The following is a 13,307-nucleotide window of genomic DNA, read 5'->3' as shown; positions in this document are numbered from 1 at the left end:
ATTGATTCACGGAATCGGGCATGACGTGCTGGAAATCAAGCGGCTTGCGCTTTTGCTAAGCGGACAGCTTGGATTCAGGTTCATGGAGCGGGTGCTTACCGAAAAAGAGCGGGAGGAAGCCAGAAAAAGAGGCGGGAAGCTGACGGAGTTCGTTGCCGGCCGTTTTGCCGCCAAAGAGGCGATTTCCAAAGCTTTCGGCTGCGGCATCGGGAGTAAAATCGGCTTTGGCGACATCGAAATTTTGCCGGATTCCGTGGGGAAGCCGGTGGCCGTCCTGAGCAGGGAAGCGTGGGAACGCCTGAATCTTCCGGGCGAGCCGGAGTATGCCATACATTTGACCATATCCCATCAGACCGAGCTGGCTTCGGCGTTTGCGGTGATCGAAAAAAGAGCGTAAAGCTTTTGGGAGAAGAAAGCGGAAGGATTTGAAGCAGCGTTATGGATCAAGCGGAACAAAAAGAGTATTTCAGCGGGCACCTGCTGGAATGGTACATGGAAAATAAACGGGATTTGCCGTGGCGCCGCCACCGGGATCCTTATTATATTTGGGTATCGGAAATCATGCTGCAGCAGACGCGCGTCGATACGGTGATCCCTTATTTTAACAGGTTTATCGAAAGGTTTCCGACCGTCGAGGCTTTGGCGGACGCGCCGGAGCAGGACGTGCTGAAATGCTGGGAGGGCCTTGGGTATTACTCGCGCGCAAGAAATCTTCAGGCGGCCGCCAAGCAGGTAAAGGAGCTTCACGGCGGACAGGTGCCGGATGACAGGGCGGCGGTATTTGCGCTTAAAGGCGTCGGCCCGTACACGGCGGGGGCGATTCTCAGCATCGCCTTCAATAAGCCGGAACCGGCGGTGGACGGCAACGTGATGCGCGTGCTGTCGCGTTATTTTTTGATTGAAGAAGACATTATGAAAGCTGGCACGAGGTCGCTGATGGAAGGGCTGGTTACCGAACTGATCCCCGAAGGACGGGCTTCCGATTTTAACCAGGCGCTGATGGAGCTTGGCGCGCTCGTATGTACGCCGAAATCGCCGCACTGCTTGACCTGCCCGGTCATGGAGCATTGCGCCGCAAGGATCGAGGGAGTGGAGGAATCGCTCCCGGTTAAAACCAAAGCGAAACCGCCGCGTCCGGAGTACCGGATGGTCGCTCTAGTCGAAGGATCGGGTCCGCACGAAGGCAAGGCCCTGATCCGTCAACGTCCGCAGGAGGGACTGCTCGCCCGAATGTGGGAGCTGCCGCATGTGCAGATTCCGCAAAGCCGCAAGGGAAGGCTCCCGGACGAGCCGGCCATGGATATCGTGGCGGACATGCTGCTGGAAGAGGGGATTCACGCACGGCCGGAAGGGTTCATGATGGATGCGGAGCATACGTTCAGCCATATTCATTGGAACCTTCAGGTGTACCGCTGCCGCGAAGAGGATTTGCTTTCCGTGGCCGTGGCCGAATCCGGGGAGGCTTACGCGGCTGATGCTGATCCTGACGGTGGCGCGCAACGCCCGCAGTACCGCTGGATCAGCGAAGAAGAGATGGAGCTGTACGCGTTTCCGAACGTGTTCCTTAGAATCCTGAGGGAGCATTTTAAGGGGAAGCTGCCTTAAGTGGAATTGTGGAAGCGCGGTGTTGGTTGATTACAATGTTAAACATCTTACGGTGAAAATAATAATGGATAGAGGTTTCAGAGCAGATCTGAGCCCTATCCATTTTTTGCTGTTTACAATTTCTTTCGCGCCGTTACGACGGGCTGGTAATAACCCGATTCTGACGGCATGCACCATTCGATATCCGAGAACCCGACCGTACTCAACATATGGGTGAATTCATCTTGCAATAAAGCTCTGTACCTTGTTTTGCTGTGCTTTGTTATCCATTGTCCATTCTCTTGCTGCAATAAAAAGTGGTTGGTTGCATAAGTTTTGGAGTCGTCCGCCCAATCCCAAACCTGAAAAACAATGCGCTGGCCATCATCGAAAATGCGCGGCTCTGTAGCCCTAGGCTTTTCGATGACCAACTCATCGTAATTTCTCATGGTGATGAGAAGAAGACCGCCGGTTCTAACTTTTGAATGCATATTTTTTACAGCGAGATATAAATCTTCATCCGTCAGAAGGTGTGGGACTGCATTGTCAGCCGAAAGAACGACATCAAAAACTCCGGAAACATCGTTTTCCAATGAACGAAAATCAGCGACCCCAAAGCGTATTTCCACCCCGAAGGATTCCGCTTCCTTTTTCGCTCTTTCTACAGATACCGGACTTAGATCGGTAGCTGTTACTTTAAATCCATGGTTAGCTAGGCCGATTGCTTGTGTGCCGATCCCACAGGAACAGTCTAAAAGGGACGTAACCCCGTTGTCCGGACGTTCGAGTTTAGAACAAATGATTCTGTTTAAAACTTCGCCTTGCACCGAAACGGCATGTTTCCAATCATTAAAAATAAGATGGTAATCTTCGGCCAGAGCATCATAAAAATCAAGAACAGACTTATCCACGATATTCACCGCCTATTTGGGCTTGTACTCTTCTAACTGAATTTCGACGGTTCTGTTTCCATCCCTTCCTTGTTCAACCTTGAATTTGCTTTTTCGATGATGAGAATGCGAGAAGCTGAATAAGAGGCACGATGACGTGACTTATGGGTTTTCACAGGATGCTGCATATGCTCTTTAGTGCAGCCTAAAATAAAAAAGCGGTTCAAGCCTAGGCTTGAACCGCTTCTCTAGGGATCGGACGGCAACGGAACGGCCCGTCACCTCATGAACCCTTATTATTTTTTGGCAGCGTCGTAACGTTTGCCGACTTCGTCCCAGTTTACAACGTTCCAGAAAGCGGCGATGTAATCAGGGCGTTTGTTTTGGTATTTCAGGTAGTAAGCATGCTCCCAAACGTCCAGGCCGAGAACCGGAGTTTGGCCTTCCATGATCGGGTTGTCTTGGTTCGGCGTGCTTGTGATGGCAAGTTTGCCGTCTTTGCCTACAACCAGCCAAGCCCAGCCGCTACCGAAACGGCCTGCAGCCGCTTTGGCGAAGTCTTCTTTGAATTTATCGAATCCGCCCAGCTCGCTGTCGATCGCTTGAGCCAAAGCGCCAGTTGGAGCGCCGCCTCCGTTTGGTCCGATGATTTCCCAGAACATGCTGTGGTTGGCATGGCCGCCGCCGTTGTTGCGTACTGCGGTACGGATGCTTTCAGGCACGCTGTCCAGGTTGGTCAGCAGCTCTTCCAAGCTTTTATTTTGCAGTTCAGGAGCGTTTTCCAACGCTGCATTCAAGTTCGTTACATAGGTGTTATGGTGACGGTCGTGGTGGATCTCCATCGTTTGGGCGTCGATATGCGGCTCGAGCGCATCGTTGGAGTAAGGAAGTGCAGGTAATTGAAATGCCATGATAAATACCTCCTGTATTGTTTTCTTTTTATTCAAGGAATCAATGAACATTGATCCTCTTCATAAAGGAAACTCCGCGGTTGGCGAAGGCTTCCTTTATTGACCGGTTTCAAACAGTAATGCTTCCAAGTACAATTAAACCGTATTTTTTCAATTAAATCAACATTTATGTTTAAAAAGTCTGCGTGACCGTGCGATTAGGTTATAAAGGCCTATAACCCATATTAACCATTACCCGTTTTACGGATAATTATGCGCGGACAAATAACCAATATCTGGTTTTATAAACTTATATTACATTGAAAACGTTTGCTATAAAGCGCTTTCAAAAGAAAAAGCGTGTTTTTTAAAGAAAACTATGCTTTAATGGATGATAAAGCAGGAATTTAACGTTTTTTGTCGTAATATTTATTCTGGATTATAAGAGGAGCTTGATCTTCCGAGGATCCAAACAAGCTGACGAAAAAGGGAGATTTAATCATGCGTGTTCGTTCCTTTCAGTTAAGTGATTGTACCGATGTGACCGAATTGATGAAGATTGCCTTGTCCGAAGAATGTTACCGGAATACGATGGGGCCGTTCTCCAGGCAGTTGTCCTGGGATTCGGAGCTGATTTTGGTCGCAGAGGAAGACGATGAAATCGTGGGCGCGTTGATCGGCACGATCGAGCACAACCACGGCTGCTATTACCGCATTGCCATTCATCCCGACTACCGCCGCCAAGGCGTCGGCAAAGCCCTTGTGTCGGCGATGGAGCAGCGTTTCCAGAACCGGAAGGTGAGCCGGATATGGATCGCGGGCGACGAGCATAACCAAGCAGCGATGCCTCTTTACGAAGCGATGGGTTACGGTGCCAACAAGGTGCTTGAAGCATTCCAGAAGCTGAGCATCATAAGCCCGCAGCACTAATTTAGTTTCATAACTAAAAATAACCTTTGCGTGTGTGCGGCCGCCGTCCGGACATGCCCAAAACGCCAGAAATTACAAAAAGCACATCCATTATTGTTGTCAACAAACAATATTTTCTATATTGAGCATATCTTTGCTGCCGTTGCAAAACCGCGCAAGATATGCTTTTCTGTATATAAGGGGAATTTGTCTAAAAATGAGGTGTGGCATGAATCAAGCTCGACTGCAAGAGCAGGGGCGCTCCGGGAACGATCCGGGACGGCCGCCCGAAGCGGAACCGAAAAAGCGCAGTTTTGCCGCCGAAGTGTGGGACTGGGCGAAAACGATCGTCATTGCGTTCGTTATCATGATGCTGCTGAATTTGTTCGTTTTTAACCTGTCGATGGTCAAAGGCCAATCGATGCAGCCCACGCTGCATGAGAAGGAACGGCTGTTTATCGATAAAATCGTGTACGATTTCAAATCGCCGAGCCGGGGCGAAATCGTGGTGCTGCATGATCCGAGCAACGGGCCGGATAAAAAGGAATATCTGGTCAAACGGATCATCGGCGTTCCCGGCGATACGGTGGAAGTCAAAGACCACAAGCTTTACGTGAACGGCGAGGTCCAGACGGAGCCGTATACCGAGGTCGAAATTCAGGATCCGGATTTCGGCCCGGTCAAGCTGGACAAGGATCATTATTTCGTGATGGGGGATAACCGGCATGCCCGCGCCAGCAAAGACAGCCGCTCTTTCGGCAGCGTCAGCGCCAAAGCGATCGTCGGCAGGGCCGAATTCATTTTTTGGCCGATCTCCCAAATCAAGGGCTTGTAACATCGGTTCGAATGCATGCTGTAAAGGAGGCGCAAGCTTTTGACAACCATGAATCCATCCGCTTATGCTCCTCCGCCTTCCCGGTGGGAGCAGCTGAAGCAGGAAATCAAGGAGGCGGCGGCCGATTTCGGCATCGACGAGATCGGCTTCGCTTCCGCGGACCCTTTCGTATCGTTAAAAGCCATTTTGCAAAATCACCGGGACCTTGGGTATGAGTCCGGCTTCGAGGAGCCGGATTTGGATAAACGAATCACCCCCGCATTGCCTTCCGCAGAACCAGCCTCGCTGATCTCCATCGCCGTCGCGTATTCCTCCAAAATGCCAAACCCGCCGAAAAACGAACCCGGCAAATACCGGGGCGTCTTGTCGCGTTCATCTTGGGGCAAGGATTATCATCAGGTGCTGCGCGAGGCGATGGGAAAGCTGGAGGCTTTTATCCGCGAACGGGTGCCGGATGCGGTCATGGAAAGCATGGTGGATACCGGGGCGCTTGTGGACAGGGCGGTCGCCGAGCGGGCCGGAATCGGCTTCAGCGGCAAAAACTGCTGCATCATTTCGCCGAAATGGGGCTCCTGGATTTTTCTCGGCGAGATGGTCACGAACATTCCGTTCCCGCCGGATACGCCGGTGACGGAGGATTGCGGGGATTGCACGCTATGCATCGACGCTTGTCCGACGGGCGCGCTGGTCGGTCCGGGGCAGCTGAACGCGCAGCGCTGCATCTCCTTTTTGACGCAAACGAAAGGATTTCTGACGGACGAGGTCATGCGCAAAATCGGCAACCGGCTGTACGGCTGCGATACGTGCCAGGTGATTTGCCCGAAAAACAAAGGCAAGCATTGGACGCATCATCCGGACCTGTTGCCGGTGCCCGACAAAGACCGGCCGCTGCTGCTGCCGATTCTGGATATGAGCAACCGGGAGTTCAAAGAAAAATTCGGCGAAAGCGCCGCCGCCTGGCGGGGCCGGAAACCGATCCAGCGCAACGCGGTCATCGCGCTCGGTAATTACAAAGACAAATCTGCGGTGCCCAAACTCGGAGAGGTGCTGCTGAAAGATCCACGGCCGGAGCTGCGGGGAACCGCCGCCTGGTCGCTGGGACGCATAGGAGGCGAAGAGGCATTGGACATCATGAATAAAGCCTTGGCGGAAGAGCAGGACGAGAAAGTAAGGGAAATGCTCACGGACGCCAAAGCGCAACTTCAATCGCAAACGAAAGCGGACGCAGCGGAAAACAAAAACGAGGCATCGGAATTTTCGCCGGCGCTCGGCGGAGAACCGGAAACGATTTATTATGACGAAATGCAGTCGATCATCGGGCCGTTAACGTTATGCGCCACCGACAAAGGGCTGTGCCTGATCGAATTCGGCAGCTTCAGCGTCAAGGAAGCCGTCCTGCAAAAATGGTCCCGCACCTGGTGCGGAGGCGGCGAATTGGAGCACGACGATGCACGACTGGAAGAGGCCAAACGCCAGCTTGGCGAATACTTCGCGGGCAAACGGCAGACGTTCGACGTTCCGCTCGATTTGCGCGGCACATCGTTCCAGCTTCAGGTTTGGGACGCAGTTGCCGATATTCCTTATGGAGAGATCCGCACTTACGGGACGATCGCAGAGACCATAGGGAGACCGAAAGCGATGCGGGCCGTCAGCGGAGCCGTGAACAAAAATCCCGTTCCGGTCATCATTCCCTGCCATCGCGTGCTTGAGGAAGGCGGAGGCCTGACGGGCTACAGCGGCGGGCTTGAAACGAAACGGAAGCTTTTGAACCACGAAAATGCGCTCCCCGAAAGAAACAAGCGGATCGAAGAGTAAAGCGGCGAAGGGTTCTTTTTTCGGCCGCTCCGAAATCGGGGGAAGACGATGAGGTATGTGAGCATAGACCATGTGGAGCCCGGGCAGTATTTGGGCAAAACGATCTACTCCGCGAACGGGACGGTGCTTTTGGGCGCCGGCGTTCAATTGACGGTGTACATGATCAGCACGCTCAATCGGATCGGCGTGACGATGCTGTACATCCAGGATCCGATGTTCGAGGACGTCGAGACGGACGATATGCTCAGCGAGGCCACGAAGCAGGGCATGATCCAAGCCATGAACAGCACGTTCGAGGCGATCCGTTCCGGCAAGGATTGGAACACCCAGATGATCGGGAGCAGCGTGGACAGCTTGTTGACGGACGTGATGAGCAACAAGGAAGTGTTGGTCCAATTGACCGATATCCGGACGAAAGACAACGGCCAATATATACATGCCATCAACGTATGCCTGCTATCCAGCGTCATGGGCATCAACATGGGCCTCAACTATCAACAGCTGAAGGAACTTGCGACGGGGGCCCTCCTGCACGACATCGGCAAAACGGGCATGAGGGAAGAAGATCAGCTCATTCCCGACCTCAAAGGACATCATACCTGGAGAGGATACGAAAAGCTGAAAAGCAGAAGGGAATTCAGCCTCCTGATCGCGCACGTGGCCTTGCAGCACCATGAACGGGTGGACGGTCTTGGCCTTCCGCGGGGACTTGCGGGGGATGAAATTCATCTGTACGCCAAAATCGTGTCGGCGGCGGACACCTACGAACGGCTCGTTCATCCGCTGCATCCGCAGGCCAAACAGCTGCTGCCGCACGAAGCCTGCGAGGAAATGATGGCGATGTCGGAAAAGCAGCTGGACCATGAAGTGCTGCTGCAGTTCAACCGGATCGTATCCGTTTATCCGAACGGGACGGCGGTACGTTTGTCCACCAAGCAAACGGGCGTCGTCGTCCGCCAGCATCGCGGCCTGCCCGGGCGTCCGGTCATCCGGATCGTTCAGGGGGAGGCCAGCCGGTTCGACGTCAAAGAGCTGGATTTGGCGAAGGAGACGACGGTATTCATCGAGGCGGTTTTATCGTAGAAATCCATTTGCGAGCCACACGGGGACATGCTATGATAGGTTCGTGTTGCTATGCACGCAAAGTATTGATTTATAACGATGAGGTGGCGGAACATGCAATATGTCATTCCTGTGATTACGCTGATCGTCGGCTTGGTCGGCGGCTTTTTTATCGGCGTGTTTTATTTGCGCAAGCAAATGGAGAAAATGCAGAGTGATCCACAAATGCTGCAAAAAATGGCCAAACAGATGGGGTATAATCTAAACAATCGTCAAATGCAGAAAGCGCAGCAAATGATGAAAAACAATCCGCAGTTCAGCGGCAAAAAGAAGCCTGGCGGAGGCAAACGCAAATAAGCCGGATTGTCGATAAATCCGTGAAGCGACAAAAAAGAAGCCGCGAGAGGAGGGAAGTGCCGTGGCCGGCGTTAAAGACTACGTAAACAACAAGGTTCGGGATAACCGTGAACAGGTGGAACACCACATCGCGGAAATTTTGAAATTGATCGGCGAAGACCCGCAGCGGGAGGGCCTGCTTGAAACCCCTGCGCGCGTGGCGCGGATGTACGAGGAAATTTTTGCGGGGTACGAAGTGGACCCGAGGGATGTGCTGGGCGTTACCTTCGATGAAAACCACGAGGAGCTCGTGATCGTCAAGGATATCGTTTATTACAGCCAATGCGAGCATCACATGGCTCCGTTTTTCGGGAAAGTCCATATCGGGTACATTCCGAGCGGCAAAATCGCGGGACTGAGCAAGCTGGCCCGTTTGGTGGAGGCGATCACGCGCCGTTTGCAGGTTCAGGAACGCATCACGTCGCAAATTGCCGACATCATGGTCGAAGTTCTGCAGCCTCATGGCGTCATGGTGGTCGTGGAAGGCGAACATCTGTGCATGTGCGCCCGCGGCGTGAAAAAGCCGGGCAGCAAAACGGTGACATCCGCGGTCCGCGGCATTTTCCGCGAGGACCCGGCTTCCAGAGCCGAGTTTTTGTCTTTGATCAAAGAATAATCGGAACATCATAAAAAGGCATCATGGAAGAACCGAATCGGATCTTCGATGATGCCTTTTTTGTATGCCCGGGCTTCGCAAGCGCCTTGGCCCAAACGGGCGAAAGGCTGTTTACCGTTTGTTTTGGATCATGGGCGCATTGTCGATGTCCTTCCGTTCGGCAAGCTTCACGTTGGCGAGGAAGGAGGAGACGCGGCGAAGATACTCGCGCGGATGCTCGCGGAAAATGAGCTCATGATGGCTGTTTTTGACGATCCAAACGTCCGAATACGGATTCGACTGGTTGGACGCCAATTTTTCGGCAATCGGATAAGGGGCCTTCTCGTCCTCCGTGCCGTGAACGAAAAAGATCGGGAACGGGTAATCTTCCTTTTTGACCTGCTGGTAAGGAATTTGGTGAAGGCTCGTTCCGTTAAGCACCGGGAACAGCAGCTCCAAAATTTCGAGCGACGGATGGCGCGGCAGGTCGATTTGGTTTTTGATATTATGGTACAACGTGTCCGGCTCCAGCAAAAAGGTGCTGTCCAAAATCATCGCGTCGATATCCTTGGTTTGCAGCCCGGCTTGAAGCGCCGTCCCGGCTCCCATCGAAAAGCCCCACACGACGATTTGCTTCGCGCCGCGTTGTTTGGCCAGCTCGATCGCCCCGAGCAGCTGCTGCGATTCGGCTTTGCCGCCGGTGGCCACCGCCTTGCTGGTCTGGGACGCGAAGCCGTAATCGAACATGATGACGTTAAAATTCATCCGGTGCGCGTAATGGGCCAGATCGTACATCGGAATCCACGTTTCCTCGCGGTTTGCGCCGTAGCCGTGGCTGAACACGATCGTTTTTTTCGATCCGGCGGCGGGAATGTACCAGCCCTGCATCATCCGGCTGCCGTCCAAGGCGGGGAAGGTCACGTTTTCATAGGCCATGTTTTTCGCCTGCTTCGGATTCGAATACAGCGGCGCAACGGTCGGGTTCGAAAGCACCCAAGCGATGTACGCGTGCAAGGCGATAAAACAAAATAGAAGGAAAAACACGACCGACAGCAGCAAGGCAACGAGAATATGCTTCACGCGGATCAGCCGCGGGGTTAGTGGAATGGGTGTCTCGGTCAAGGGGGGAGAAATTTGGGCGTCGTTTCGGGTTGCCATATTCATGCGTGCCCCTCCTTTATATCAAAATTTCAGGATTCTACAAATTTCGAGCCTGTCTCTAGTTTACCTATTATACACCCGATTCGGAAACAGAAAAAATTTTACTCTATATCCTATGCGGTAGATCGCCTAAAGTCAATCGGCCTGGCCCAAAAAACGGTTTCTTTTTTTAGCGCCGCCCAAACAGATTTTTAGCGAAAAAGTAGACTTTGGGGGCTGAATTTTTTATAATTATTGTAACCATGTTTCATTTGGTGAAACATTAAGAGGGGCGGGAACAGGAATGGAAGACCGCAAATTAACCGTACGCGCCGTCGAGCGCGCGCTTGACATATTGATGTGTTTTACCAAAAGCAGCGAGCTCGGGCTGACCGAAATCGCCGGGCAGATCGGCCTGCATAAAAGTACGGTGCATCGTTTGATGACGACGCTTGAGGAGAAGGGATTCGTCGCGCGGGATGCGGCAACGGAAAAATACCGCCTGGGGCTGAAGGTATGGGAGCTGTCCACGCATCTGTCCAAAAGCGATGATCCGGCCGTGCTGCTTCTTCCGGCGATGGAGCGGTTGCGCGACCGGCTTGGGGAAACGGTGAGCTTGTATTTGCGGGACGGAAAAGACCGCTTGCGGATCCAGGCGGTGCAGAGCAACCAGGCGATCCGCCGCGTGGCCCAGGTCGGCGCCCGCTTGCCGCTGTACGTCGGAGCTTCGAGCAAGGTGCTTGTCGCTTTTGCTTCGGAGGAAGACCGGCGGGAGTTGTTCGGCGATCCGGAATGGCCGGAGATGCCCGATCCGGAAGGTTATCTCCGCATGCTGGCGGAGATCCGGGAGCGCGGATACGCGACCAGTTTCGAAGAGCGCGAGCCGGGAGCGGCCGCGGTAGCCGTGCCGATCGTGAACCGGAGGGGGGAAGTGGCTGCGGCGCTTTCCGTATCCGGTCCGATCAGCCGGATCGGCGAGGATACGCTGCATGAGTTTGCGCCGGTGCTGATGGAAGCGGCCCATGAAATGGGACTGATGATCTAGACGGCAAAAAGCCCGCGTCGACCGTAAACATAACGGTCGGCGCGGGCTTTGTTTGATTTTATACCTCGATATGCTCTTTGAACCAGCGGACGATATGGCTGAGGCGTCTTGTGCGAAGATACGGATTGCCGCTCCGGGACAGATTGTGATCCGCCCCCGGGAAACGGATCAGCTGCGTTTCTTTGCCCAGCCGCTTCAGTGCGACGAACATCTGCTCGCCCTGCTCGATTGGACAGCGCATGTCCTGCTCGCCGTGAAGGATGAGCAGCGGGGTGCTTACGTTTTTGACATAAGCAAGCGGGGAATGCTTCCACAGCTTTTCGACGTCATCCCACGCATTGCCCCAGATTTGGTCCTCCGTGAAGTGGTAGCCGATATCGCTCACGCCGTAGAACGAAAGCCAGTTGCAGATGGAACGCTGGGTGACGGCCGCCTGAAAGCGGTTCGTATGGCCTACGATCCAGTTGGTCATAAATCCTCCGTAGCTTCCGCCGGTCACGCCGAGACGGGAGCCGTCCACGAAAGGATAGTGGTCCAGCACGTAGTCCGTAAATTCCATCAGGTCGAGGTAATCCCGTCCGCCATAGTCCCCGCGGACCGTGTTGACATGGACCTGGCCGTAGCCGTGCCCGCCGCGCGGATTCGTGTAGAATACCGCATAACCGGCGGCGGCCAGCAGCTGGAACTCATGCATGAACGTATGGCCGTACATGACTTGCGGTCCGCCGTGGATTTCGAGAACGGCCGGTACCTTGGAGCCTTCCTTGAAGCCGATCGGCTTCATGATCCAGCCCTGCATCGGCCAGCCGTCTCCAGCGGCGTACCGGAACTCTTCCGGCTCGCTCAGCGTCAGCTCGCTCCATAGCTCCTTGTTGCATTCGGTCAAGCGGGTTTCCGTTCGGCCCGGCAGTTCCAGCCGGTACAAATCGCCGGGGTGCAAAGGGTCGGCTGCGGCAAATACGAGGCTGCCTTCCGGCGTCAGGGCGAACTGGTAGATCTCGCGGTCCCCGCCGGCGACGATTTCGAATTCGGAACCGTCGAGGGCATAACGGGCGATCTCGACGCGCCCCAGCTGGCTCACCTGAAGGTACACATGCGCTCCGTTCGGGCTGAAAACCGGCGGCGTTCCGGCGCCTGCGCGCATATCGCTGACGCAGCTGTGGCCGATCTGAATGTCGAGATCGGTATAGAGGGCGCGGTATTCGCCGCCTTCCGCCGGGATGAGATATATGCGGGTCAGCGTGGCGTAACCGCAGGACAGATCATCCGCAAGCATCAGGATGGATCCGCCGTCCGGCGTATAGCTGACGGAACCGATGCTGATTTTGCCGTCCGTCAGCCGGCGCGTTTCGCTTCCCGTACGATCCGTTACATACAGATCGTTCGTCGGTCTCAGATCGGCGTCGGCATACTCGTCCGTAGGCAGCTCCGCCGTATACGCGATGCGGCTGCCGTCCGGCGACCAGGCGAAAGCCCCGACGTCAAACGCGCCCGACGTTATCTGGACGCTGCTTGCGCCCGCGATGTCGAATACGAATAAATGCGATCTGCGGCCGCTTCGCAAACCGACGCCGTCGGCTTTGTAACGGATGCGGTCCACGATTTTTTCCTCGGGCAGCGCAGGTTCGTCCTTGGCTTTGGCGTCCAATTGCTCTTCCTTGTCGTCCGGCGCTTCGGCTTTAAGAAGCAGGGCGGAACCGTCCGGCGACCATTTGAATGCGCTTACTCCATGCTTCAATTCGGTCACGGCCCGGGCTTCGCCGCCATGGGCGGGCATGATCCACACCTGGCGCGCATCGCCTTTTTTTCGGAGAAAAGCCAGCTGCGAACCGTCAGGGGACCACTGCGGCGCTCCGTCCTGCTCGCCGGCCGTAAACGGAACGTCCGCGCCGCCGGGCTGAATCAGGCGGATTTGGGTCACGTATCCGTCATGTTTGTCGTTGACCGATTTCAGTATGTACGCAGTCGCGCCGTTTTCGGGCGAGACTGCAGGATCGCTTACCCAGCGGATGCGGTACAGGTCCTCGGCTGTCATTACGCGTTTCTCACTCATCGAAAAAGACCTCCCATATAAAAGATGAACCATTTCATGAGTTCATTATCCCAGAGATTGGGCGTAAATTCCATCCCGATTCCTTCGGAAGCC

13 protein-coding genes are annotated in these 13,307 nt (G+C 54.3%); 9 read left to right on the top strand and 4 right to left on the bottom strand.

The window, feature by feature from the left end; genetic code table 11:
- Nucleotide 1: 1 nt before the first annotated feature.
- Together acpS and mutY are read left to right on the top strand one after the other, a co-directional pair.
- Nucleotides 2-397 carry a holo-ACP synthase gene (acpS, locus tag AC27KL_RS00320; RefSeq protein WP_339323388.1) on the top strand — a complete coding sequence of 132 codons (396 nt, stop codon included), beginning with the start codon at nt 2-4 and terminating at the stop codon, nt 395-397.
- Between the two features lie 41 nt (nt 398-438).
- Entirely contained in the window at nt 439-1,605 is a 1,167-nt protein-coding gene (mutY, locus tag AC27KL_RS00315; RefSeq protein ID WP_487168403.1) for an A/G-specific adenine glycosylase, read from the top strand.
- Between the two features lie 113 nt (nt 1,606-1,718).
- On the opposite strand, the gene AC27KL_RS00310 is transcribed toward mutY, so the two are convergent.
- Both AC27KL_RS00310 and AC27KL_RS00305 read right to left on the bottom strand, forming a co-directional pair.
- Entirely contained in the window at nt 1,719-2,495 is a 777-nt protein-coding gene (locus AC27KL_RS00310) for a class I SAM-dependent methyltransferase (RefSeq protein ID WP_487168402.1), read from the bottom strand.
- Nucleotides 2,496-2,770: 275 nt separating this feature from the next.
- Entirely contained in the window at nt 2,771-3,385 is a 615-nt protein-coding gene (locus tag AC27KL_RS00305; RefSeq protein ID WP_036707423.1) for a superoxide dismutase, read from the bottom strand.
- 480 nt (nt 3,386-3,865) lie between these two features.
- On the opposite strand from AC27KL_RS00305, the gene AC27KL_RS00300 reads away from it, so the two are divergent.
- The 6 genes from AC27KL_RS00300 (at nt 3,866) to folE (ending at nt 8,997) form a co-directional block, all read left to right on the top strand.
- Nucleotides 3,866-4,294, top strand: coding sequence for a GNAT family N-acetyltransferase (locus AC27KL_RS00300; RefSeq protein WP_339323392.1), 429 nt, complete (start codon nt 3,866-3,868; stop codon nt 4,292-4,294).
- A gap of 208 nt (nt 4,295-4,502) precedes the next feature.
- Nucleotides 4,503-5,108, top strand: a complete 606-nt coding sequence (gene lepB / locus AC27KL_RS00295) for a signal peptidase I (protein WP_339323393.1) — start codon at nt 4,503-4,505, stop codon at nt 5,106-5,108.
- A gap of 48 nt (nt 5,109-5,156) precedes the next feature.
- On the top strand, nt 5,157-6,923 hold the full coding sequence (gene queG, locus AC27KL_RS00290) for a tRNA epoxyqueuosine(34) reductase QueG (protein WP_339325031.1): 1,767 nt from the start codon (nt 5,157-5,159) through the stop codon (nt 6,921-6,923).
- Between the two features lie 48 nt (nt 6,924-6,971).
- A complete protein-coding gene (locus tag AC27KL_RS00285) occupies nt 6,972-8,006 on the top strand; it encodes an HD-GYP domain-containing protein (RefSeq protein WP_487168401.1) in 1,035 nt (344 codons plus the stop codon).
- 93 nt (nt 8,007-8,099) lie between these two features.
- Complete coding sequence (locus AC27KL_RS00280; protein WP_081992101.1) at nt 8,100-8,342, top strand: YneF family protein; 243 nt, start codon at nt 8,100-8,102, stop codon at nt 8,340-8,342.
- Between the two features lie 61 nt (nt 8,343-8,403).
- Nucleotides 8,404-8,997, top strand: coding sequence for a GTP cyclohydrolase I FolE (gene folE / locus AC27KL_RS00275; protein WP_487168400.1), 594 nt, complete (start codon nt 8,404-8,406; stop codon nt 8,995-8,997).
- A gap of 111 nt (nt 8,998-9,108) precedes the next feature.
- On the opposite strand, the gene AC27KL_RS00270 is transcribed toward folE, so the two are convergent.
- Nucleotides 9,109-10,140, bottom strand: coding sequence for an alpha/beta hydrolase (locus AC27KL_RS00270; RefSeq protein ID WP_487168399.1), 1,032 nt, complete (start codon nt 10,138-10,140; stop codon nt 9,109-9,111).
- A gap of 280 nt (nt 10,141-10,420) precedes the next feature.
- Here AC27KL_RS00270 and AC27KL_RS00265 point away from each other — a divergent pair, with 280 nt between their 5' ends.
- Nucleotides 10,421-11,161, top strand: coding sequence for an IclR family transcriptional regulator (locus AC27KL_RS00265; RefSeq protein ID WP_036707437.1), 741 nt, complete (start codon nt 10,421-10,423; stop codon nt 11,159-11,161).
- A 58-nt stretch (nt 11,162-11,219) separates the two neighbouring features.
- Here the strand turns inward: AC27KL_RS00265 and AC27KL_RS00260 are convergent, their stop codons facing one another.
- Nucleotides 11,220-13,214 carry a S9 family peptidase gene (locus AC27KL_RS00260; RefSeq protein ID WP_487168398.1) on the bottom strand — a complete coding sequence of 665 codons (1,995 nt, stop codon included), beginning with the start codon at nt 13,212-13,214 and terminating at the stop codon, nt 11,220-11,222.
- Nucleotides 13,215-13,307: the final 93 nt, after the last annotated feature.

The sequence above is a fragment of the Paenibacillus sp. YAE3 genome, assembly GCF_057546105.1.
This window is presented reverse-complemented; position numbering and strand designations above follow the sequence as displayed.